Origin of the sequence: uncultured Massilia sp. (assembly GCF_913773735.1) — a bacterium.
Lineage (GTDB): Bacteria > Pseudomonadota > Gammaproteobacteria > Burkholderiales > Burkholderiaceae_D > Telluria.
In genome coordinates, this window is sequence record NZ_CAJYEB010000035.1 from 86,141 (window position 1) to 108,080 (window position 21,940).

At 70.6% G+C, this 21,940-nt stretch carries 19 protein-coding genes; 12 read left to right on the plus strand and 7 right to left on the minus strand.

The genetic code is table 11. The annotated features are described in order from the left end of the window. Window positions 1-78: 78 nt before the first annotated feature. The 6 genes from tadA to nadC all read left to right on the plus strand — a co-directional run bounded on the left by tadA (window position 79) and on the right by nadC (window position 6,459). Complete coding sequence (gene tadA / locus QZ749_RS17790) at window positions 79-537, plus strand: tRNA adenosine(34) deaminase TadA (protein ID WP_296949726.1); 459 nt, start codon at window positions 79-81, stop codon at window positions 535-537. 172 nt (window positions 538-709) lie between these two features. Next, on the plus strand, window positions 710-1,636 hold the full coding sequence (locus QZ749_RS17795; RefSeq protein ID WP_296949490.1) for an alpha/beta fold hydrolase: 927 nt from the start codon (window positions 710-712) through the stop codon (window positions 1,634-1,636). Beyond that, window positions 1,633-2,565: a muramoyltetrapeptide carboxypeptidase gene (ldcA, locus tag QZ749_RS17800; protein ID WP_296949492.1), complete on the plus strand. Its 933-nt coding sequence runs from the start codon at window positions 1,633-1,635 to the stop codon at window positions 2,563-2,565. The genes QZ749_RS17795 and ldcA overlap by 4 nt, the downstream gene beginning before the upstream one ends. Window positions 2,566-2,693: 128 nt before the next feature. Continuing rightward, entirely contained in the window at window positions 2,694-4,295 is a 1,602-nt protein-coding gene (locus tag QZ749_RS17805; protein ID WP_296949494.1) for an ABC-F family ATPase, read from the plus strand. Between the two features lie 149 nt (window positions 4,296-4,444). Further along, window positions 4,445-5,587 (plus strand): quinolinate synthase NadA, encoded by a 1,143-nt coding sequence (gene nadA, locus QZ749_RS17810; protein ID WP_296949495.1) that lies wholly within the window; start codon window positions 4,445-4,447, stop codon window positions 5,585-5,587. After that, the gene (gene nadC / locus QZ749_RS17815; RefSeq protein WP_296949496.1) at window positions 5,584-6,459 is read left to right on the plus strand and encodes a carboxylating nicotinate-nucleotide diphosphorylase; all 876 of its coding nucleotides are present in this window, start codon (window positions 5,584-5,586) and stop codon (window positions 6,457-6,459) included. Before nadA ends, nadC begins: the two co-directional genes overlap by 4 nt. A gap of 375 nt (window positions 6,460-6,834) precedes the next feature. Here nadC and QZ749_RS17820 read toward each other — a convergent pair whose 3' ends face one another. The 4 genes from QZ749_RS17820 to QZ749_RS17835 all read right to left on the minus strand — a co-directional run bounded on the left by QZ749_RS17820 (window position 6,835) and on the right by QZ749_RS17835 (window position 11,906). Then, on the minus strand, window positions 6,835-7,875 hold the full coding sequence (locus QZ749_RS17820; protein ID WP_296949498.1) for an alpha/beta fold hydrolase: 1,041 nt from the start codon (window positions 7,873-7,875) through the stop codon (window positions 6,835-6,837). Window positions 7,876-7,892: 17 nt separating this feature from the next. Beyond that, window positions 7,893-8,792: an NAD-dependent protein deacetylase gene (locus QZ749_RS17825; protein ID WP_373896835.1), complete on the minus strand. Its 900-nt coding sequence runs from the start codon at window positions 8,790-8,792 to the stop codon at window positions 7,893-7,895. Window positions 8,793-8,886: 94 nt separating this feature from the next. Next, on the minus strand, window positions 8,887-10,497 hold the full coding sequence (nadB, locus tag QZ749_RS17830) for an L-aspartate oxidase (protein WP_296949501.1): 1,611 nt from the start codon (window positions 10,495-10,497) through the stop codon (window positions 8,887-8,889). 197 nt (window positions 10,498-10,694) lie between these two features. Then, window positions 10,695-11,906: a glycosyltransferase gene (locus QZ749_RS17835; protein ID WP_296949502.1), complete on the minus strand. Its 1,212-nt coding sequence runs from the start codon at window positions 11,904-11,906 to the stop codon at window positions 10,695-10,697. A 419-nt stretch (window positions 11,907-12,325) separates the two neighbouring features. On the opposite strand from QZ749_RS17835, the gene QZ749_RS17840 reads away from it, so the two are divergent. From QZ749_RS17840 to QZ749_RS17850, 3 genes are all read left to right on the plus strand, one after another. Next, window positions 12,326-12,823 carry a pyridoxamine 5'-phosphate oxidase family protein gene (locus tag QZ749_RS17840; RefSeq protein ID WP_296949503.1) on the plus strand — a complete coding sequence of 166 codons (498 nt, stop codon included), beginning with the start codon at window positions 12,326-12,328 and terminating at the stop codon, window positions 12,821-12,823. Window positions 12,824-12,879: 56 nt separating this feature from the next. Then, window positions 12,880-13,485, plus strand: coding sequence for a nicotinamide riboside transporter PnuC (gene pnuC / locus QZ749_RS17845; protein WP_296949505.1), 606 nt, complete (start codon window positions 12,880-12,882; stop codon window positions 13,483-13,485). A gap of 85 nt (window positions 13,486-13,570) precedes the next feature. Further along, complete coding sequence (locus tag QZ749_RS17850) at window positions 13,571-13,939, plus strand: four-helix bundle copper-binding protein (protein ID WP_296949507.1); 369 nt, start codon at window positions 13,571-13,573, stop codon at window positions 13,937-13,939. Between the two features lie 81 nt (window positions 13,940-14,020). Here QZ749_RS17850 and QZ749_RS17855 read toward each other — a convergent pair whose 3' ends face one another. Both QZ749_RS17855 and QZ749_RS17860 read right to left on the minus strand, forming a co-directional pair. Then, window positions 14,021-14,392: a hypothetical protein gene (locus tag QZ749_RS17855; protein ID WP_296949509.1), complete on the minus strand. Its 372-nt coding sequence runs from the start codon at window positions 14,390-14,392 to the stop codon at window positions 14,021-14,023. Window positions 14,393-14,420: 28 nt separating this feature from the next. Beyond that, a complete protein-coding gene (locus tag QZ749_RS17860) occupies window positions 14,421-14,699 on the minus strand; it encodes a hypothetical protein (protein ID WP_296949511.1) in 279 nt (92 codons plus the stop codon). Window positions 14,700-14,965: 266 nt separating this feature from the next. Between QZ749_RS17860 and QZ749_RS17865 the strand changes: the two genes are divergently transcribed. From QZ749_RS17865 to QZ749_RS17875, 3 genes are all read left to right on the plus strand, one after another. Continuing rightward, on the plus strand, window positions 14,966-17,182 hold the full coding sequence (locus QZ749_RS17865) for a sensor histidine kinase (RefSeq protein ID WP_296949513.1): 2,217 nt from the start codon (window positions 14,966-14,968) through the stop codon (window positions 17,180-17,182). Then, window positions 17,179-19,692, plus strand: coding sequence for an EAL domain-containing protein (locus QZ749_RS17870; RefSeq protein WP_296949517.1), 2,514 nt, complete (start codon window positions 17,179-17,181; stop codon window positions 19,690-19,692). The genes QZ749_RS17865 and QZ749_RS17870 overlap by 4 nt, the downstream gene beginning before the upstream one ends. A 192-nt stretch (window positions 19,693-19,884) precedes the next feature. Continuing rightward, a complete protein-coding gene (locus QZ749_RS17875) occupies window positions 19,885-21,048 on the plus strand; it encodes a tyrosine-type recombinase/integrase (protein ID WP_296949520.1) in 1,164 nt (387 codons plus the stop codon). A gap of 41 nt (window positions 21,049-21,089) precedes the next feature. On the opposite strand, the gene QZ749_RS17880 is transcribed toward QZ749_RS17875, so the two are convergent. Next, a complete protein-coding gene (locus QZ749_RS17880; protein ID WP_296949521.1) occupies window positions 21,090-21,923 on the minus strand; it encodes a universal stress protein in 834 nt (277 codons plus the stop codon). Between the last annotated feature and the right edge of the window lie 17 nt (window positions 21,924-21,940).

Sequence of the window (21,940 nt, forward strand, 5' to 3'; positions counted from 1 at the left end):
CCGGCATCCCCCCCGGATCCGGTCCCGACGCCGGACCCGGTGCCGGTCCCGGCCTATTCCGACGCCGATGCCGCCTGGATGGCCCTGGCCCTGGCCGAGGCGCGCAAGGCCTGGGCCGCCGGCGAGGTGCCGGTGGGCGCCGTCGTCGTCAAGGATGGCGAAGTGGTCGCGGCCGGCTTCAACCAGCCGATCGGGCGCCACGACCCGACCGCGCACGCCGAGATCGTCGCGCTGCGCGCGGCCGCCGACAGGCTGGGCAACTACCGGCTGCCCGGCTGCGAACTGTACGTGACGCTGGAGCCCTGCGCGATGTGCTCGGGCGCGATGATGCATGCGCGCCTGGCGCGCGTCGTCTACGCGGCGCCCGATCCCAAGACCGGCGTGTGCGGCTCGATCCTCGACCTGTTCGCGCTGGAGCAATTGAATCACCATACCGAGGTGGTCGGCGGCGTCCTCGCCGACGAGGCCGCCACGATGCTGCGCGGCTTCTTCGCCGAACGCCGCGCGGCGCGCAAGAAGCCGGCCCCGCAGGACTGAGCGGGCGGGGTGCGGGGCGGCGGCCACACGTTTCCTCCCGTCGCGCCCCCGAATTGTCGAAAATGGTATGCTGGTTTCCAGCAGCCGCCCCCACGCGGCCCGGAGACTTCCTTGGACCAACCGCAACCCATCCGGCATCCCGGCCTCATCCGGTCGACCCGGTGCCGCCGCCATGCCTAGCCTGAACGCCAACGGCATCCGCATCGCCTTCGATACCGCCGGCGATCCGAAAGCCGCACCCCTGTTGCTGATTTCCGGGCTGGGCCTGCAGCTGGGCGCCTGGCCGGACGACTTCGTCGACGGCCTCGTCGACCTCGGCTTCTACGTGATCCGCTTCGACAACCGCGATTGCGGCCTGTCCACCAAGTTCGAGCAGGCCGGCACGCCCAGCCTCGGCCTGGCCTGGCTCAAGCGCCTGCTGCGCCTGCCGCTCAAGCCGCCGTACCGGCTGGAAGACATGGCCGACGACGCGCTCGGCGTGCTGTCGGCGCTGGGCATCGCGCGCGCCCACGTGGTCGGCATCTCGATGGGCGGCATGATCGCCCAGCTGGTGGCGGCCAAGTATCCGGCGCGCGTGCTGAGCCTGACGTCGATGATGTCGAGCAGCGGCCGGCGCGGCCTGCCGGGCCCGTCGCCCGCGCTGCGCCGGGCGCTGCTGCAGCATCCGCGCAGCGCGGCCGACGTCGACGCCGCCATCGAGCACGCGGTGCGGACGTTCCAGATGCTGGCCAGCCCGTCCTACCCCACGCCGGACAAGGTACTGCGGCGGCGCGTCGCGCGCGCGATGCGGCGCAACTACTGCCCGGGCGGGGTGGCGCGCCAGCTGCTGGCCGTGGCGGCCAGCGGCGACCGCACCCCGCAGCTGCAGTCGATCACGGCGCCCACGCTCGTCGTGCACGGCGCGGCCGACCCGCTGGTGCCGCTGGCCTGCGGCGTCGACACGGCCCAGGCCGTTCCCGGCGCCCGCCTCGAAGTCATCGAGGGCATGGGCCACGACCTGCCGGGCCAGCTGCTCGAACGCCTGCTCGCCTTGATCGACGCCCATGCCCACGGTAAGATGGCGCCCGACTCGACACCAAGGCTCTTCGTCAAACAGTGATCACCTCCCAACTCGGCATCGCCGTCGTGGCGCCGGGCTCCTACGCGCCCGACCCCGACGCGGTCGGGCGCGGCATCGCCCGCCTCGCTTCCCAGGGCATCCTGGTCCACAACTATTACGAACACGAACGGCGCTTCCAGCGCTTCGGCGACACCGACGCCGGCCGCCTCGCGCAGCTCGAGGCGGCGGCCGCCGACCCGGACGTGCAGGTCGTGATGGCCCTGCGCGGCGCCTACGGCATGAGCCGCCTGCTGCCGCACATCGACTTCGACCGCATGGCCGCCAGCGGCAAGATCTTCGTCGGCTTTTCCGACGTGACCGCCTTCCACATGGCCCTGTACGCGCGGACCGGGGCGCAGAGCTATGCCGGGCCGATGTTCGCCGGCGACTTCGGCGCGCCCGAGCCCGTCGCGTTCACCCTCGACGATTTCCGGCGCTGCCTGGCCGGCCCCACGCACGCGGTGGCCGGGCAGGGCGCCGGCAACCCGGCGCTGGACGTGCAGGGCACCGTCTGGGGCGGCAACCTGGCCATGGTCGTGTCGCTGCTCGGCACCCCGTACTTCCCGCAGGTCGACGGCGGCATCCTGTTCCTGGAGGACATCGCCGAACACCCGTACCGCGTCGAGCGCATGCTGCTGCAACTGCTGCAGGCCGGCGTGCTGGCGCGCCAGCGGGCGGTCGTGCTGGGCGACTTCTCCGGCTACCGGCTGGGCGCGCACGACAATGGCTACGACTTCGCACAGATGCTCGCCTACCTGCGTGCGACGCTGCCCCTGCCCGTATTGACGGGCCTGGAATTCGGCCACGTCGCGCGCCGCGTGACGATCCCGTTCGGGGCGCAGGGGCGCCTGGTGGCCGACGGTGGCGCCTGGACGCTGACGCTGTCGGCCTATCCGACGGTACGCTGGGACCCGGGCCTGGCCGGCTGAGTCCACCGCGTCGTGCGCGGGGCCACCCCTGCCGGCGCGGCGACGCAGGATCGGTCCGCTATGTCGCGCCGGGCGCAGGGTGGTAAAATGCACGGTTAATCGAAAAACCACCCAAAAGGTTTCCTACAGTGCTCAGTACAGCCAATATCACGATGCAGTTCGGCGCCAAGCCGCTGTTCGAAAACATTTCCGTCAAGTTCGGCGACGGCAACCGCTACGGCCTGATCGGCGCGAACGGTTGCGGCAAGTCGACCTTCATGAAGATCCTCGGCGGCGACCTCGAGCCGTCGGGCGGCAACGTCAGCCTCGATCCGGGCGAACGCTTGGGTAAATTGCGCCAGGACCAGTTCGCGTACGAAGACGTGCGCGTGCTCGACGTCGTCATGATGGGCCACACCGAGCTGTGGAACGCGATCGCCGAGCGCGACGCGATCTACGCCAATCCGGACGCCACCGACGAGGACTACATGAAAGCGGCCGAGCTCGAAGGCAAGGTCGCCGAGTACGACGGCTACTCGGCCGAGGCGCGCGCCGGCGAACTGCTGCTGGGCCTGGGCATCGGCACCGACCTGCACCAGGGCGTGATGAGCGCCGTGGCGCCGGGCTGGAAGCTGCGCGTGCTGCTGGCGCAGGCGCTGTTCTCGGATCCGGACATCCTGCTGCTGGACGAGCCGACCAACAACCTGGACATCCATACGATTTCCTGGCTGGCGGACATGCTGAACCAGCGCAATTCGACGATGATCATCATCTCGCACGACCGCCACTTCCTGAACTCGGTCTGCACCCACGTGGCCGACATGGACTACGGCACGCTGAAGGTCTACCCGGGCAACTACGACGACTACATGGAAGCGTCGACCCAGGCACGCAACCAGCAGCTGGCCAACAATGCCAAGGCCAAGGAAAAGGTCGCCGAACTGCAGGACTTCGTGCGCCGCTTCTCGGCCAACAAGTCCAAGGCGCGCCAGGCGACGTCGCGCGCCAAGCAGATCGAGAAGATCAAGATCGAGGAATTCAAGCCGTCCTCGCGCGCCTATCCGTTCGTGCGCTTCGAAGGCGAGAAGAAGCTGCACCGCCTGGCCGTCGAGACCGAGGGCCTGTCGAAATCGTATGACCGCACGCTGTTCAAGGACTTCTCGATCATGATCGAGGCGGGCGAGCGCGTCGCGATCATCGGTGCCAACGGCGCCGGCAAGACCACGCTGCTGCGCTCGATCGGCAGCGGTCCGATCACCGGCCTGGACGCCGACACCGGCCGCGTGAAGTGGGCCGAGAACGCCAATCCGGGCTACATGCCGCAGGATCCGACCGAGGAATTCGCCACGGATGCCAACCTCACCGACTGGATGGGCCAGTGGACCAAGGAAGGCGACGACGACCAGGCCGTGCGCTCGATCCTGGGCCGCCTGCTGTTCGGCGGCGACGAGGTCAAGAAGTCGGTGCGCGTGCTGTCCGGCGGCGAGAAGGGCCGCATGATGTATGGCAAGCTGATGCTGGGCCGCCACAACGTGCTGCTGCTCGACGAGCCGACCAACCACATGGACATGGAATCGATCGAATCGCTGAACATCGCGCTGGACAAGTACGCCGGCACGCTGATCTTCGTCTCGCACGACCGCGAGTTCGTGTCCTCGCTGGCCACGCGCATCCTCGAAGTCAAGGAAGACCGCGTCGTCGACTTCCAGGGCAATTACGAGGACTACCTGAAGAGCCAGGGCCTCGAGTAATATGTCGTGACGCGTCACGGGTGAGCCGCGGTGCGCACGGGGGTGCGCACCCTACGCATCGTTGGTCGTAGGGTGGGCACCCCGTGCCCACCATGGCGCCGTCGAAACGCGTCCTCATGGAACCATCCAACACGGGAACGAGACGCCCCATGAACACCATCGCCCCCATCAAGACTTTCGAATACGACCGCCCGGTCGGCGGCGTCTGTTCGACCGCCGAAGCCTGGGCGCGCACCCCGTCGCCGCTCGAACTGGCCGAGAAGACCGCGCTGAAGGACCGCATCCGCCGCCTGCTCAAGGAACGCGGGGCGGTGCTGGTCGCCCACTACTACGTCGACGCCGACCTGCAGGACCTGGCCGAGGAAACCGGCGGCTGCGTGTCCGACTCGCTGGAGATGGCGCGCTTCGGCCGCGACCATCCGGCGCAGACGCTGGTCGTCGCCGGCGTGCGCTTCATGGGCGAGACCGCGAAGATCCTCAGCCCCGAAAAGACGATTTTGATGCCGGACCTGGACGCGACCTGCTCGCTCGACCTGGGTTGCCCGGCCGAGGAATTCGCCGCGTTCTGCGACCAGCATCCGGACCGCACCGTGGTCGTCTACGCCAACACCAGCGCGGCCGTGAAGGCGCGCGCCGACTGGATGGTGACCTCGTCGATCGGCCTGGACATCGTCAGGGAACTGCACGCGCAGGGCAAGAAGATCCTGTGGGCGCCGGACCGCCACCTGGGCTCGTACATCCAGAAGCAGACCGGCGCCGACATGCTGCTGTGGCAGGGCTCCTGCCTCGTGCACGACGAGTTCAAGGGCATCGAGCTGGACCTGCTGCGCGCCGAGTACCCGCACGCGAAAGTGCTGGTGCACCCGGAATCGCCGGCCAACGTGGTGGAGCAGGCCGACGTGGTCGGCTCGACCACGCAGTTGATCAATGCGGCCCAGACCATGGACGCCACCCACTTCATCGTCGCCACCGACAACGGTATCCTGCACAAGATGCGCATGGCCGCGCCGGGCAAGACGCTGATCGAGGCGCCCACCGCCGGCAACAGCGCCACCTGCAAGAGCTGTGCGCACTGCCCGTGGATGGCCATGAACGGCCTGCAGAACCTGGCCGCCGTGCTGGAAGCGACGGACGGCCGCAACGCCATCCACGTCGATCCGGAAACCGGCCGCCAGGCCAGGCGCGCGATCGACCGCATGCTCGATTTCGCCGCGGCGAAAAAGGCGAAGGCGCTGCCGACCGGCGCGCTGGAGAAGGAAACCACACTGTTTAAGGGAATCGGTCCGGCATGACGACCTTGCGCAATCCATTCGCCGCAGACGGCGCCCTCGAGGAGAAGCTGCAGGCCGCGTTCGAGCAGAACATCCTGGCCGCGCTGCTGGAAGACGTCGGCAGCGGCGACCTGACCGGCAAGCTGGTGCCGGAAGGCCCGCGCGCGCGCGCCCGCGTGATCGTGCGCGAACAGGCCGTGCTGTGCGGCGCGCCCTGGTTCGAGGGCGTGATGCTGGCGATCGACCAGGACATCGAGATCGACTGGCAGTACGCCGAGGGCGACGTGATGGCCGCCGACAGCGTCGTCTGCACCATCGAGGGGTCGCCGCGTTCGCTGCTGACGGCGGAACGCTCGGCGCTGAACTTCCTGCAGCTGCTGTCGGGCGTGGCCAGCAGCACCCGCACCTACGTCGACGTGGTGGCCGGCACCAACGCGCGCATCCTCGACACCCGCAAGACGCTGCCGGGCCTGCGCCAGGCGCAGAAATACGCGGTGCGCGTGGGCGGCGGCGCCAACCAGCGCATGGCGCTGTGGGACGGCATCCTGATCAAGGAAAACCACATCGCGGCGGCCGGCGGCATCACCGCCGCGCTGCGCGCCGCGCAGGCGCTGGACGCCGGCGTGACCGTGCAGGTGGAAGTCGAATCGCTCGCCGAACTGGAAGAAGCCCTGCAGGCGGGCGCGGTCTCGGTCCTGCTCGACAACTTCGATCTCGCCATGATGCGCGAGGCGGTGCGCATCAATGCCGGCCGCGCGCTGCTGGAGGCGTCCGGCGGCATCAATATGCAGACGGTGCGTGCGATCGCCGAGACGGGCGTGGACCGGATTTCGATCGGTAGCCTGACCAAGGATGTCCGGGCGATCGATTATTCGCTGCGGATCGTCGAGTAAGTTTTTTCGTGACGCATCACGTTTCCGGCGGCGTGCGATTTGCCGTGCGGCCCGCCCACGATGGTTGAACGCGTGGACGGGGAACCCGTCCACCCTACGTCGCCATTCGCTGCGGATCGTCGGATAACCGTTTTCGTGACGCATCACGCCTCCAACGGCGCGCGATTTGCCGTGCGGCCTACCTACGATGGTTGAACGCGTGGACGGGGGACCCGTCCACCCTACGTCGCCATTCGCTGCGGACCGTCGGATAAACTTTTCGTGATGCGTCACGGGTAGGGTGGACGGCTCTGCCGTCCACGCGTCCAACGGCGTGCGAATTGCCGTGCGGCCCGCCCACGATGATTGAACGCGTGGACGGGGAACCCGTCCACCCTACGTCCCGCTCTCGCTCGCCCGCGCCAGCGCTTCCGCCTTCGGGTCGCGCAGGTGGACGGGCTCTCCCACCTGCGCCGCGATCGCATCGATGGCCGCCATGACCTTGTCCGGATGCGCGTAATGCGTCATGTGGCCGACGCCCGGCTGCAACTGCAACTCGCTGGCTGGCAGGCGCTCGTGCAGGCGTTCCGAGTTGTGGCCGAAGTCGACCACGCGGTCCTGCGTGCCCGCCACGATCGTCGCCGGCACCTTCAGTTCCGGATAGCGCCTGGCCAGCGCCGCGGCGGCCGGCACCATCAGCGCCGTCTCGGCCGCCGCCGCGCGCAGCTGGCCGGGGCGCAGCGCCATCCACGGCGACAGGGCGCGAAAGCGCGTGTCCACCGGCAGCGGCGCGAACGCCTTCCTGGTCACCGGGCGCCACAGCATGCGCCCGACCAGCGGCGACACCGTGTAGCGCAGCACGTCGCCCACGACCGGGATCGCCGGGCCGGCCAGCAGCGGCGCGTCCAGGCGCATGCTCGGATAGTAGTAGCCGGACAGGAGCACGACGCCGCGCACGAAGTCCGGCACCTCCAGCGCCATCGACAGCGCCACCAGCGTGCCCCAGGAATGGCCGACGACGATCGCCGACTCGACGCCGAGCCGCTGCAGCGCGTGGTGCAGCAGGCGCGCCTGGGCCTGCGGGGTCCAGAGCGTGCCGCGCGGGCGCTCGCTGTAGCCGAAGCCGGGCCGGTCGAAGGCGATCGTCCGGTAGTGCGCCCCGGCCTTGTCGAGCAGGCCACTGTGTTCGAAGTCGTTGGCCAGTACCCCGTTCCCGTGCAGCAGGACCAGCGCCGGGCCGCTGCCCCGTTCGATGTAGTGCAGGCGCACGCCGTCGACGGTCACGAAGCGGCCCTGCGGCGGATTGTCGGCCTCGGCCTGCCGCGTCTTGGCCCGCACGTACAGGAACGAGGCCGCCAGGCCCAGGCCGGCGCCGAGCAGGCCGGCCTGCAGGCCGGACAGGCCGGTGCGCGCGGCGGCGCCCCGCATGGTATGCATAGTGCGCTTGATGTTGGTCACAGTATTCCCCCGTCGAGTTGAAATGTTGGCGTGTCTCCGCCCGTTCTCCGTTCCCCGGACAGCAGGGCCAGCGCGAGCGGCAGGATGCGCTCGGCCGTGTCCTCGATCTTGATGTCGAGCATGTCGTCGGCGCGCGTGCGGCCGAGGTTGATCGCGGCGATCGGCTTGCCCGCCGCCTGCGCCAGGCGGCAGAAGCGAAAGCCCGAGTAGACCATCAGCGAGGAGCCCACCACCAGCAGCGCGTCGGCCCGTTCCATGCGCTCCAGCGCGATCGCCGTGCGCGCGGGCGGCACGTTATCGCCGAAGAACACGACGTCCGGCATCAGCGGACCGCCGCAACAGGTGCAGAAGGGCAGGCGAAAGCGCGCCAGTTCGGCCGGCTCGACGGCGGCGTCGCCGTCCGGCAGCGGGGTCGCGCTCGCACCCGTCATGTGCGGGTTGTCGCGTTCGAGCTGTTCCTGGATGAAGGCGCGCGGGAACAGCGCCGCGCACGCCAGGCAGACCACCCTGTGGATGTTCCCGTGCAGTTCCAGCACGGTGTGGCTGCCAGCCTGGCCGTGCAGGCCGTCGACGTTCTGCGTCAGCACCGAGCCGAGCCGCCCGATCGCCTCGATGCCGGCCAGCGCCACATGCCCCGCGTTCGGCCGCGCGCGCGCCAGCACCGGCCAGCCGACCATGCTGCGGGCCCAGTAGCGCCGCTGGACGGCTTCGGACTTGCGGAAGTCCGGCCCGTGGATCGGTGGTCGGCCGCGCCGGTTGCCGTCGCGGTCGCGGTAGTCGGGGATGCCCGAGCCGGTGGAAAGGCCGGCGCCCGTCAGGACCAGGGCGCGCGGGTGGTGATCGAGGAATGCCGCGATCGCCGCGGCATGGTCGTGGTGCATCTCTGCTTCCGCCATCGTGTCCGTCCCTTTCTGCAGGGATCGTACCATCCCCGATGCCGTCACGAAAACACGATTCCGGCCGCCATCATGGCGGCCGGGACGGGAAGCGTCAGCGCCGCCGCGGCGTCAGCACGCTGGGCAGTGCCTTGGGCAGCGTGTCCGGGTAGTCGCGCGAATAATGCAGGCCGCGGCTCTCGTGGCGCGACAGGGCGCTGCGCACGATCAGGTGCGCCACCTCGACCAGGTTGCGCAGCTCCAGCAGGTCGTTGGTGACGCGGAAGTTGCGGTAGTACTCGTCGATCTCTTCCTTGAGCAGCTTGATGCGGTGCTGGGCGCGCTCCAGGCGCTTGGTCGTGCGCACGATGCCGACGTAGTTCCACATGAAGCGGCGCAGCTCGTCCCAGTTGTGGGCGATGACGACCTCCTCGTCGGCGTTGGTGACGCGGCTCTCGTCCCAGCACGGCAGGTCCGGCACCTCGACCGCCGGCGCCGTCGCGATGAAGCCGGCGCAGGCGCGGCCCACCACCAGGCATTCCAGCAGCGAGTTGCTGGCCAGGCGGTTGGCGCCGTGCAGGCCCGTGCAGGCCGTCTCGCCCACCGCGTACAGGCCGGCGATGTCGGTGCGCCCGGCCAGGTCGGTCACCACGCCGCCGCAGGTGAAGTGCACCGCCGGCACGACCGGGATCGGCTCCTTCGTGATGTCGATGCCCAGTTCCAGGCAGCGCGCGTAGATGGTCGGGAAGTGTTCCTGGATGAAGGCCGGGCTCTGGTGGCTGATGTCCAGGTGGACGTAGTCGAGGCCGCGCTTCTTCATCTCGAAGTCGATGGCGCGCGCCACCACGTCGCGCGGCGCCAGTTCGCCGCGCTCGTCGTGGGCCGGCATGAAGCGCGTGCCGGCGGCGGCGCCGGCTTCCGGCGGCAGCACGAGCTGGCCGCCTTCGCCGCGTACCGCCTCGCTGATCAGGAAGGACTTGGCATACGGGTGGTACAGGCAGGTCGGGTGGAACTGGATGAATTCCATGTTCGACACGCGGCAGCCGGCGCGCCAGGCCATCGCGATGCCGTCGCCGGTGGCCGTGTCGGGGTTGGTCGTGTACAGGTAGACCTTGCCGGCGCCGCCGGTGGCCAGCACCGTGTGCTCGGCCGCGAAGGTCAGGACCTTGCCGCTGCGTTCGTCCTGGACGTAGAGGCCGTGGCAGCGCTGCTGGCCGGCCGGCGAGCCCTTGGGGGCGAGCTTCTTCGACGTGATCACGTCGATCGCGCTATGGTGCTCGAACAGGCTGATGTTCGGATGCGCGCGCACCTTCTGTTCCAGCGTCACCTGCACGGCGTGGCCGGTGGCGTCGGCCGCGTGGATGATGCGGCGCTGGCTGTGCCCGCCCTCGCGGGTCAGGTGGAAGCCCAGCTCGGCGCTGGCATCGCGGGTAAAGGGCACGCCCTGTTCGATCAGCCATTCGATGGCTTCGCGGCCGTGTTCGACGATGTAGCGGGTCGCCGTCTCGTCGCACAGGCCGGCGCCGGCGACGAGGGTGTCGGCGATGTGCTGGTCGTGGCTGTCGCCGGAATCGAGCACGGCGGCGATGCCGCCCTGGGCCCAGTTGCTGGCGCCGTCGAGCAGCTCGCGCTTGGAGATGATGGCGACCTTGCGCGTCTGCGCCAGGTTCAGCGCGACCGACAGCCCGGCCAGGCCGCTGCCGACGATGACTACGTCAAAATTCATGGAGGTCTCTTGGGAGCGTTGTTGGTGTTGTACGAAGAGGCATCACTATAGACCATTTGGCCTGCCGTTGCCGTCGTGGCGGCGGGGAAACCCCGGTGCGATCGTTGCGGGAGTGAAATTTCCTGTCATCCACGAGCAGATCCTGAAATAATCTTTCAGGCCCGCGGCGGCGTGGTCGAGCGGGTGCAGGACGCGCGTCAGGACTCGCGCCGCAGGCCGCCGCCGCCACGCGCCAGCGCGTCGTAGACGGCGAGGTAGTCGCGCGCCATCGCCGGCATGCTGTGGTGGGCGATGACCTGGCTGCGCGCGCGGGCGCCGTGGCGCGCGGCCATTTCCGGGATGCGGCAGTAGTCGGCGATGGCCGCGGCCAGCAGCTCGGACGCGTGGCTGGGCAGCAGGATGCCGGTGAAGCCCGAATGGACGAGTTCCGCGTTGGTCCCGGTGGCGCTCGCCACGACGGGCAGCCCGCTGGCCATCGCCTGCAGGATCGCGTTCGCGCGGTCCTCGGACGGCGCCGGCAGCACGAACAGGTCCATCGCGCGCAGCAGTTGCGGCAGGTCGGCGCGCGCGCCCGGCAGCCAGGCGCGCGCCGCGGCGCCGGCGCGGTTCAGCATCGCCTGGCATTCGGCGCGCGCCGGCCCGTCGCCGACGATCAGCAAGCGCAGCCGCGCATGGGCCGGGTGCGGCGAGGCGATCAGGCGCAGGAACGCCTCGACCAGCGCGGCGTGCCCGGAGGCGTCGTCGAGGCGGCCGGCGCTGCCGACGACGAAGGCGCCGTCCTGCATGAAGCCGTTCGGCCCCACGGCCGCCGCCGGACCGAGGCGCGGGTGGAATTGCACGCTGTCGACGCCGTTGGCGATCTGCGACACGCGCGCCGGCTCGGCGCCGATGGCCTCGATCAGCCACTGCTCCAGCCCGCTGCTGGCGGCGATGAAATGGCCGATGAACGGACGCAGCAGGCGCCGCAGCAACTGGCCGCCGGATCCGCCCTTTGCCGGCGCCGCGGCGCCGTGCTCGGCATGCACGCGCAGGCGCACGCCGGCCAGCGTGGCGACGAGCTGGGCCGGCAGGCCGCCATGGTCGCGCGTATGGATCAGGTCGGGACGCAGGGCGCGCAGCGTCCGGAACAGGCGCAGGTAGAGCAGCGGGTCGCGCCCGTCGCGCCGGTGCAGGTGGACGATCTCGACCCCCTGCGCGCGCAATGGGCCCTGCCAGGCGCCGGGGTCGCGCAGGCAGACGATGGCGTGGCGGTAGCGCTGCGGCGGCAGGTGGCGGATCAGGTCGACGAGGCCGCCGTCCGGGGCGCTGCCGTCGAGCGCATCCACCAGGTGCACCACGAGGCGCGCCGGACCGCCGGGCGCCGCGCCCGGGGAGGCCATGGCCATGTCGGCGGGATCTTGCGCACCCATGGAGCGCTCCGGTCAGGCACGCGCGCGGCCCGGACTTCCGCCTGCGGGGCGGGTGCAGCGGCGCCGGGCGGTGGCGCCGGACAGGGGCGCGGCGCGCGGCCGTGCGCGTGACGTCGGCTGCGGCCTTGCATGGCGATCGGGGTGCCTCATTGGGTGCCTCATCGGGTGCCTCATCGGGCGGCTCCTGCTGGTTCCCTGCTGGTTGGCGAATTGGCGAATGGTGCGCCCCGCCGGCCCCGCGGGCGGGGACGCGCGGGCAAGCGGGGCGCAGCGGCAATTATATTGCGCTGCAACGCAGGCTTTTCCGGGCTCCGGGACATGGTTGACGCGCCTCAAAAGCGCATCGGTACGGCGCCGCACCGACGCCACGTCGCGGATCGCGGAGGATGCAGGCTTCGATGAAGATACGAGGATTTGCCATGACCATGCACGACACGAAGAACGTCGCCGAACTGGCGGCCAAGATCAAGGACGTACGCTTTCCGATGTTTACCTGGCAGGACGCGCACGGCCACCTGCTGAGCCAGCCCATGACCAAGGAGCACGTGGACGACGACGGCGGCATCTGGTTCTTCACCTCGACCATGACGTCGCTGTGGGACTGCATCGCCCACCGTCCGCAGGTCAACCTGGCGTTCGCCGACCCGGACGACAGCCTGTTCGTGTCGGTGAGCGGCACCGCCGAGCGCGTGGTCGACCGCGAGCGCATCCGCGCGATGTGGAATACCGGCGCCCAGGCCTGGTTCCCGGCCGGCCCGGACGACGAGCACGCGGTGCTGGTGCGCGTGGATCCGCACTCGGCGGAATACTGGGATTCGAACGACAGCAAGATGGTGCGCCTGTTCGCCATGGCCAAGGCGGCCGTGACCGGGACCACGCCGGACATGGACAGCGAGCACCGCACGCTCAAGCTGTAGTAGAGTACGCTCTTCTTCCGAGGAGCGCACATGACGATGGGGCAGGGCAGGAACCGATGACGACGCCGCTGGAACTGGCGGCCAACGCCTTCACCGCCCTGGCCATCGTGCTGGCCGGCCGCAACAACGTCCATACCTGGTGGACGGGGATCGTCGGCTGCACGCTGTTCGGCCTGCTGTTCGCCGACAGCCACCTGTACGCCGACGTGGTGCTGCAGGCCGTCTTCGTCGTCACCGGCGCGCTCGGCTGGTGGAAGTGGCTGCGCGGCGACCACGGCGAACCGCTGCCGATCACCCACGCCAGCGCGTCGAACCTGCTGTGGACCGTGCCGCTCGGGCTCGCGGCCACGGCGGCCTACGGCGCGCTGCTGCATGCCTGGACCCAGGCCTACGCGCCGTTCCTGGATTCCGCCGTGCTGGTGTTTTCCATCATCGGCCAGGTGCTCATGATGCAGCGCCGGGTCGAGAGCTGGGCGTTCTGGCTGCTCGTCAACACCATCGCCGTGCCGCTGTACTTCAGCCGCGGCCTGGTCCTGACGGCCGTGCTGTACGCGGGGTTCTGGATCAATGCGATCGTCTCCTGGCTGCACTGGCGCCGGCTGGCGCAGCGCCACGCGCAGGCCGCGGCGGCGCAGGCGGATGGACTGGCCACGTCGTCCTGAGCGGCAACGTGGCGCTGCCGCCCGGGAGGCGGCGGCACAATGGTTGCATCCGGTGAACCCTCACCGCCACGACCCAGGAGATCCCATGCCACCTTCCCAGTCCACCGCCACCGGCGGGCGCCCCATCGACACGATGCGCGCCTGCATCGAGGCCTGCCAGGCCTGCGCCGTCGCCTGCGACCACTGTTCCACCGCCTGCCTGCAGGAAGACGACGTCAAGGCGATGGCCCGCTGCATCGCGCTCGACATGGACTGCGCGCAGGTCTGCCGGACGGCCGCCGCGTACATGGCGCGCGGCAGCGCGTTCGCGTCCGACCTGTGCCGCCTGTGCGCCGACGTATGCGACGCCTGCGCCGACGAGTGCGGCAAGCACCCGATGGACCATTGCCAGGCCTGCGCGCAGGCGTGCCGCCGGTGCGCGGAGGCATGCCGCGGCATGGCCGGCGCGGCCTGAACGTGCGCCGGCCGTCACCGTGGCGCCTGCCCGGTGACGGCCGGCATTCCTGGCCTACCTGTCCCGGCCTGCCTGGCCTGCCTAGCCGCGCGGCGGCGCCAGGTCGTCCGGCGTCTGGTTGCCGCCCGTCTCGGGCGTGCCCAGGCCCGTCGACCCGGGGCTGGCCTGGCGGCTGCGCGTGTCCTGGTAGCCGCGCGCGATCGCCGTGGCGTCGGTGCCGGCCGCTTCCGCGTCGTCGGCCGCCTCGCCCTGGCCCTGGCGGTTGCCGGCCCCGACGTCCTGGCGCGACGCGCCGGTGACGGGCGCGACCTCGACGTCGCGCGGCTGGGTCAGCTGCGGACCGCCGCTGCCGCCCGTTTCCGTCATCGATTCGTGCGTCGGCGTGGCATCCTCGGCGCCGCTGGTGGCGTGGCCGAGGCCGACCTGGCCGCCCTGCGTGTACTGCTTGCCCATGTGCGTCTCCTCGTCGGTTGGGGAGGGGTCAGACCGGGATGTCCGAGGTGCCGCCGCCGATGCTGCCGAATTCCTGCAGCTGGTCGAGCGACAGGCGGCGTTCGTTCAACGCCTTCAGGATCGCCTGCAACTGCTCGGGATCGGGCTGGATGTAGATGATGCGCTGCTCGATGCCGTTGTCCCAGCAGCGGGTATAGGGCACGTCGGTCTCGGCCATGATCCTGGCGTCGAAGGTGCCGTCGTCCAGTTCGCCGAACAGCGTGATCTTCGTCGTGTCGGGGTTCGTGTTCTTGACGGTGATGCTCATGCATGGTCCTTTCGTTCGACTGGTAAGCGACGCGCGGGCGGCGTGCGCGCAAGTTGAATGCGCAGTGCACCCGGATCGCGCACGCGTCGCACGCGTTCCGCCCGCCGTCCGATTGTGGCGCAGCTCCGCCGGGTCCGCCAACACGGTACGCCGGCGCAACGCCGGCGGGCGGCGCGGCCGCGGTTGCCAGGACGGCGCCGGCGCGTGTACAGTGCGCGTACCCGGCCGGCGCGGGCCCGCCGGCGGTATCCGAGGATGTCCCGACCATGCGCCTGCACGACCTGATGCGCCGCGCCCCCACCATCCGCCGCTGGCTGGCGATGCTGCTGGCCGCCGTCATCGTGCCGGCGGCCGCGGCCGTGAGCGTGCTGTTCGTGCACTCCTACCAGCGCGAGCGCGCCGCCGCCGAGCGCGCCGCGCTGGACGTCGCGCGCGCGTTGATGCAGGCGATCGACCTGGAACTGGCCAGCGCCCAGGGTGCGCTGCAGGCGCTGGCGACCTCGCCCAACCTCGATCGCGGCGACCTGCGCGCCTTCTACGGCCAGGCCGTCGACGTGCTGCATTTCCGGCCCGGCAACATCCTGGTGCTGACCGACCGCCATCTCGACCAGCTCGTCAATACCCACGTACCGTACGGCGCGCCGCTGCCGCACCACGGCAACGCGGCGCTGCTGGACAAGGTGCTGCGCAATGCGCGCCCCACCGTCTCGGACCTGTACACCGGACCGACCGTGCGGCGCCTCCTGACCAGCGTCGACGTGCCGGTGCTGCGCGACGGCCGGGTCTCCTACGTGCTGTCGATGCAATACTTCGGCGAGCGGCTGGGCACGATCCTGGAGCGCCAGCGCATCCCGCCCGACGCCACCGCCACCATCTACGACAGCGGCGCGCGCATCGTGTGGCGCAGCCGCGGCACGACGCGCGACGTCGGCCGCGGCGCCCATGCGGCGCTGGCCGCCGGCCTGCTGCTGGAGGCCGAGGGCACCGTCGACGAGGCCGACCCCGACGGCAGGCCGCTGGTCACCGTGTTCAGCCGCTCCTCGGTATCGCGCTGGGCGGTCGCGATCGAACTGCGGCGCAGCGCGCTGAACGCGGGGCTGTGGCACTCGCTGGCCTGGATCGGCGCCGGTACGCTGGCCCTGTTCGCGCTGGGCCTGGCCCTGGTGCGCGCGATCGGCGCCCGCATCGAACGCTCGATCCGCGGCCTGGTGCGCCCGGCCATCGCGCTCGGCTACGGCGCGCCGGTCGCGTTGCCGCCCTTGCACCTGCGCGAAGCCAAGGACGTCGGCCATGCGCTGGTGCAGGCCGCGGCGCTGCTGCGCGAGCGCACTGCCCAGCGCGACGCCGCCGAGCGCGCCGAGCGGCAGTTGCGCGAGTCCAGCCGCGCGATCGAGCGCAGCGAAGCGTTCCTGCGCGGCGTCTTCGAGGAAAGTCCCGACGGGGTGCTGCTGGTGGACGCCGACTGCCGCCTGACGCGCGCCAATGCCCAGGCCGAGCAGTTGTTCGGCTACCCGCACGGCGCACTGGCCGGGCTGGCGATCGATACCCTGCTGGTCGACGCCGCGCAGCAGGCCCGGCCGGTATGCGACCGCGTGCGCGCGATCGCCCGGCGCACCGGCACCGACGGCATGACGGAACTGCTCGGCCAGCGCCGCGACGGCACGCGCTTCCCGGCCGACGCCATGGTCAGCCCCCTGCGCGAGCGGGCGCTGGTGATCCTGACCGTGCGCGACATGAGCGTCAGCAAGGAACGCGAAGTGGCGCTGCGGCGCGCGCTGGACGACAAGAACATCCTGCTCAAGGAGCTCTACCACCGCGTCAAGAACAACCTACAGCTCCTGATCAGCCTGTTCAACCTGCAGGTGCGCACGCTCGATGACGGCCGGGCGCGCCGCGCCCTCGAGGACGCCGGCGGACGCGTGCGCGCGATGGCGCTGGTGCACGAGCGGCTGTACCAGTCGCGCACGCTGTCCTCGATCGCACTGGACAGCTACGTGGGCGAACTGTGCGAACAGCTTGCGGGGACGGCCTCGGCACCGCAGCGGGGCGTCGCCGTCCGGGTCGAGGCGGCGCCGGCCGAGGTCGGGCTCGACGTGGCCGCGCCGCTGGGCCTGCTGCTCAACGAGCTCGTGTGGAACTGCCTGAATCACGCGTTCCCGGACGGGCGCGGCGGCAGCGTGCGCGTCCGCCTGGAACGCGAGGACGAGGGGACGATGCGGCTGACCGTGGCCGACGACGGCGTCGGCCTGCCCGCGACGCTGGACCGAACTTCGTCGCGCACCCTCGGTCTAAAACTCATCGCCGCCCTGAGCGAGCAATTGCACGCCCGCTTCACGCTGGACAATGCGCCCGACGGCCCCGGCGCCGTCGCCACGCTGGTCTTCCCGCTATCCTTTCCGCTACCCGGCGGCCATGGTCCGGCGGCCATGCCCGGCCGGCACGCCGCCCCCAAGCCGCCATGCCCGAATGAGATGATGTCGTGACGTCACTGCCAACCGCACCCGGATCCGCCATTGCCACCACCGCCGCTGCACCGACCCTGCTCGTCGTCGAGGACGAAGCCGTGGTCGCGCTGGACCTCGAGGCGCAGCTCGTCGAGATGGGCTACCGCGTCTGCGGCTGCGTCGACAATGGCGGCGACGCCATCGCCCGCACCCGCGCGGACCGGCCCGACCTGGTCCTGATGGACATCGTGCTCAAGGGCGACATGGACGGCATCGCCGCCGCCGCCGTGATCGGCCGCGAGCTGCACGTGCCGGTCCTGTTCCTGACGGCCTACAGCGACGACCAGACCGTGGCGCGCGCCGCCGCCACCTGGCCCTACGGCTACCTGACCAAGCCGTTCCAGAACCGCGAGCTGCGCGCCGTCATCGAAGTCGCGCTGCGCAAGGCCGAGGTCGAGCGCGCCGTGCGCAATTCCGAGCGCTGGCTGGCGTCGGTGCTGCGCGGGGTCGGCGACGCCGTCATCGCCACCGATGCCCTGGGGCGCGTCGGCCTGCTCAATCCCGCCGCCGAGAAGCTGCTGGGCGACGGCGCGCTGCAGGGCCGTCCCGCCACCGAGGTCGTGCGCCTGGAGGACGCGGCCCATGGCGACCGCGTGGCGCTGTCCGCCGCCGAGGGTACCGCGCACAGCGGCAGCGCGATGCTGGTCGCGCACGATGGCATCCGCGTACCGGTCGATTTCTCCGCCGGCCCGATCTGGGACGACCGCGAGCGCCTGGCCGGTACCGCCATCGTGCTGCACGACGTGCGCGAGCGCGTGGCCGCCGAATGGCGCCTGCTGCACAGCGAGCAGCGCTTTCGCAGCGCCTTCGACCACGCGCCGCTGGGCCTGGCGCTGGTCGGGCGCGACAACCGCTTCGTGCGGGTGAACCACGCGCTGTGCCGCCTGCTGGGCGCCGATGCCGACGCGCTGGTCGGCGCCGACCAGGCCGGGTTCGGCGAGGCCGCCGACAATGCCATCGAGCGCGAATACCAGCGCGACCTGCTGCGCGGGCGCAGCGAAACGATCCAGTACGAACGGCGCTACCGCGGCCGCGACGGGCGCGTGGTGTGGGCCCTGGTATCGGCCTCGCTGATGCCGGCCAACCACGAGCCGCAGCATTTCCTGGTCCAGATCAACGACGTCACCGAGCGCAAGCAGGTCGAACAGGAGCTGGAACGGCTGGCCCACCACGACGCCCTGACCGGCGTGGCCAACCGCACGCTCTTGAACGAGGAAGTCGAGCACGAGATCGCGGTGGCGCGGCGCCAGCGCACCCGGCTGGCCGTCATCTTCATCGACCTCGATTATTTCAAGCACATCAACGACAGTTTCGGCCACGAGGCCGGCGACGCCGTGCTCAAGGAAATCGCGGCGCGCCTGACGCGCACGGTGCGCGGCATCGACCTGGTCGGGCGCATGGGCGGCGACGAATTCGTCGTGGTGCTGTGCGGCGTGGCGGACGTGCGCGACGTGCTGGCCCTCGCCGACAAGCTGCGCCAGGAATGCGCCCGGCCGGTCGCCTACGACGGCCACGCGCTGCACCTGGCCGTCAGCATGGGCGTCAGCCTGTATCCCGAGGACGGCCAGGATTTCCGCACGCTGCTGCGCTTCGCCGACAGCGCGCTGTACCATGCGAAGAGCCAGGGCCGCAACAACGTGCAGTTCTACCGTCCCGAGCTCACCGAGCGCATGGAACTGCGCACGCGCCTGGGCGCCGGCCTGCGCACGGCGCTCGAGCGCCACGAGCTGGAACTGTACTACCAGCCGATCGTCGCCATCGACGGCGACCGCCCGGCGGCCGTGGAAGCGCTGATCCGCTGGAACCACCCCGACATCGGCCTGCTGGGGCCGGACGTGTTCCTGCCGGTGCTCGAAGAAGCCGCGATGGGCGAGACGATCGGGGCCTGGACGCTGGTCGAGGCCTGCCGCCAGGCGGCGCACTGGAACGGCGCCGGGGCCGATCCGCTGCGCGTCGCCGTCAACGTCACCGCGGCGCTGTTCGGATCGGGCAAGCTGGTCGCGGCCGTCGAGGAGGCGCTGCGCCGCTCCGGCCTGCCCAGCGCGCTGCTGTGCATCGAGATCACGGAGCAGCACCAGCTGGAAGACTGCGAGGAAACCCGCATCACCCTGGCCGCCCTCAAGGCGCTGGGCGTGCTGGTGGCCATCGACGACTTCGGCACCGGCTACTCCTCGCTCAGCTACATCAGCCACCTGCGGCCGGACGAGCTGAAGATCGACAAGTCGCTGATCTCGATGGTCGACACCGATGCCGGCCGCGCCGGCCTGGTGGTGGCCGCGCTGGCGATGGCGCGCAGCCTGCACCTCAAGGTCATCTCGGAAGGCGTCGAGACCGAAGCCGAACTGGCCTTCCTGCGCGAGCACGGCTGCGACATGGCGCAGGGCTACCTGTATGCACGCCCCAGCCCGGCGGCCGAGTTCGAGGCCTGGCTGGCGGCGCGGGGCGCGGCGCGCGCCATGCCGGGACCCATGCCGGCGGGTCCGGCCTGAGATGCCGCCGACCTTGCATCCCCACGTCGCCCCCGCGCGGGCCCGGGAGATGATGACAGGATGGGAAAATGGCCTATGCAGCGCGGAGGTCGATCTGTCGTGCGGCTGCGCACGGCTACGGATGCTATCCGGGGCGGGTAGATGCTATACTGTACATAAACACAGTCATCGACCAGCATTGACCGACCCGCCATGCCGAACTTCCTCCCCATCGACCTCGGTCCCGCGTCGCCCGAACAGATCGTCACCGGGGAGAGCGCCCGCCTCGGCGTCACCATGTACCGCACCGCGGACGACCCCATCACCGAGGCCGCCACCGACATCGAGCTGGCCCGCGAATACATCGCGCATGGCGAGCTGAGCGCCAAGTCGATCCAGAACACGCAGAAGGAGCTGTACCGCTTCCTCACCTGGTGCCGCGAGGAGGCCGGCAAGACCTTGGCCCAGTTGAACGTCGCCGACCTCAACGACTACAAGGAATTCCTGCGCGATCCGCCGCCCGCATGGGTGTCGCGCACCAAGTGGCCGCGCAGCGATCCGCGCTACCGGCCGTTTTCCGGTCCGCTGTCCGACCCCAGCCGGCGCCAGGCGCTGATCGCCGTGAAGGGCCTGATGGGCTTCGCCGAGCAGACCGGCTACCTGCGCCGCAACCCGGGCGCGCTGGTGCGCAACGTCCGCACGCCCTCGGCCAGCCGGATCACCCGCTACCTGACCCAGGACGCGATCGGGCTGGCGCTGGAGACCGTGTCGGCGCGGCCGGCGGATACCCCGGCGGCGCTGCGGCGGCGCGCGCGCGACCGCTTCCTGCTGGTGGCGTTCGCCCACACCGGCGCGCGCCTGAGCGAAATCGTCGGCGCCGCCATGGGCGCCATCTATACCGAGGGCGACGGCCGCTGGTGGATCGACGTGCTCGGCAAAGGCAGCAAGCCGCGCCGCCTGCCGGTGCCGCCGGACATGCTGGAAGCCTTCCAGGCCTACCGCCAGGCGTTCGGCCTGCCGCCGCAGGCCGGCCGTACCGACCGCATGCCGCTGGTCCTGTCCAGCCGCAGTCGCGAACCCGCGCGCATCACCGACGAAGCGGCGTCCGAGGCCATCAAGGCGCTGTTCGCCGATGCCGCCGGCGCCGCCGCCGCGCGCGGCGATGCCGACACGGCCGCCACGCTGCGCCAGGCATCGGCGCATTGGCTGCGCCACAGCATGCTGACCAACCATGCCAACAACGGCGTGCAGCTCAAGACCCTGCAGGACACGGCGGGACACGCCAGCATCGCCACCACCGCCGCCTACCTGCACAAGACCGACCACGAGCGCTACGACGAAATCATTGCCTCGGTCAACGGACGCGGCATCCTGTAGCCGCCGGCATCCTTCCGCGCGGATACGTCAGTGCGGATACGTCAGTGCGCGAGCAGCAGCGGAATGCGCGCATCGGCCAGCACCGTGCGGCTGGCCCCGCCCAGGCAGATCTCGCGCAGGCGTCCATGGCCGTAGCAGCCCATCACCAGCAGGTTGCAGCCGCGCTCGGCGGCCAGGACCAGTAACTGGCGCCCCGGCGTGGCCTCGGCCGGGCGGGCGACGGCGGCGGCCGCCACGCCGTGGTGGCCGAGGTAGCCGAGCAGGTCGCCCTGCTCGCGACGGCAGCGCGGTGCGTCCATGTCGCCGGCCGTGAGCGTGGCCACCGTCACCGAACGCGCGCGCTGCAGCAGCGGGATGGCCGCGCCGGCGGCAGCGGAGGCCTCCTTGCTGCCATCCCAGGCCAGCAGCACGTGGGACGGCGCCGGGGGCGGATCGTTGTTCGGCAACACCAGCACCGGCCGGGCGCTGTTCAAGATCACGTAGTCCGGGACACGCACGGCCATGTCCGTCATCGATTCGTCGGGATCGTCCTGGCTGCAGACGACGACGTCGACGAAGCGCGCCATCGACGCCAGGCCGTCGTCGGCCTGGTCGCACACGAGGCGCGCCGCGTGACTAACGCCGGCCTCGGCGGCGATGTCCTCGAAGCGCCGCTGCGCCTCTTGCGCGTGCGCGACCAGCGGTTCGTAGTGGCTCGCGGACAGCGTTCCCGGCAGCGAATCGTAGCCGTGCGGGAACACGGCGCCGGGAATGCCGGTCATCGCGGCGCCGACCAGGTGGGCGCCGTGGGTGCGCGCCAGGCCGGCCGCATGGCGGATGCGCGCCGGCGCATGGCGGGAAAGGTCGACGTGGACGAGGATGCTCTTGAGTGTCATGGCGGCACCGCTGCGAA

What these genes read in the sequence shown, in the direction of transcription:
- QZ749_RS17865 (WP_296949513.1), top strand. Translation starts at nt 14,966, where the DNA reads ATGCGCCTGCACGACCTGATGCGCCGCGCCCCCACCATCCGCCGCTGG.
- nadA (WP_296949495.1), top strand. Translation starts at nt 4,445, where the DNA reads ATGAACACCATCGCCCCCATCAAGACTTTCGAATACGACCGCCCGGTC.
- QZ749_RS17820 (WP_296949498.1), bottom strand. Translation starts at nt 7,875, where the DNA reads ATGCATACCATGCGGGGCGCCGCCGCGCGCACCGGCCTGTCCGGCCTG.
- QZ749_RS17825 (WP_373896835.1), bottom strand. Translation starts at nt 8,792, where the DNA reads ATGGCGGAAGCAGAGATGCACCACGACCATGCCGCGGCGATCGCGGCA.
- QZ749_RS17835 (WP_296949502.1), bottom strand. Translation starts at nt 11,906, where the DNA reads ATGGGTGCGCAAGATCCCGCCGACATGGCCATGGCCTCCCCGGGCGCG.
- tadA (WP_296949726.1), top strand. Translation starts at nt 79, where the DNA reads ATGGCCCTGGCCCTGGCCGAGGCGCGCAAGGCCTGGGCCGCCGGCGAG.
- QZ749_RS17840 (WP_296949503.1), top strand. Translation starts at nt 12,326, where the DNA reads ATGACCATGCACGACACGAAGAACGTCGCCGAACTGGCGGCCAAGATC.
- nadB (WP_296949501.1), bottom strand. Translation starts at nt 10,497, where the DNA reads ATGAATTTTGACGTAGTCATCGTCGGCAGCGGCCTGGCCGGGCTGTCG.
- pnuC (WP_296949505.1), top strand. Translation starts at nt 12,880, where the DNA reads ATGACGACGCCGCTGGAACTGGCGGCCAACGCCTTCACCGCCCTGGCC.
- QZ749_RS17880 (WP_296949521.1), bottom strand. Translation starts at nt 21,923, where the DNA reads ATGACACTCAAGAGCATCCTCGTCCACGTCGACCTTTCCCGCCATGCG.
- QZ749_RS17875 (WP_296949520.1), top strand. Translation starts at nt 19,885, where the DNA reads ATGCCGAACTTCCTCCCCATCGACCTCGGTCCCGCGTCGCCCGAACAG.
- nadC (WP_296949496.1), top strand. Translation starts at nt 5,584, where the DNA reads ATGACGACCTTGCGCAATCCATTCGCCGCAGACGGCGCCCTCGAGGAG.
- QZ749_RS17860 (WP_296949511.1), bottom strand. Translation starts at nt 14,699, where the DNA reads ATGAGCATCACCGTCAAGAACACGAACCCCGACACGACGAAGATCACG.
- QZ749_RS17855 (WP_296949509.1), bottom strand. Translation starts at nt 14,392, where the DNA reads ATGGGCAAGCAGTACACGCAGGGCGGCCAGGTCGGCCTCGGCCACGCC.
- QZ749_RS17850 (WP_296949507.1), top strand. Translation starts at nt 13,571, where the DNA reads ATGCCACCTTCCCAGTCCACCGCCACCGGCGGGCGCCCCATCGACACG.
- QZ749_RS17795 (WP_296949490.1), top strand. Translation starts at nt 710, where the DNA reads ATGCCTAGCCTGAACGCCAACGGCATCCGCATCGCCTTCGATACCGCC.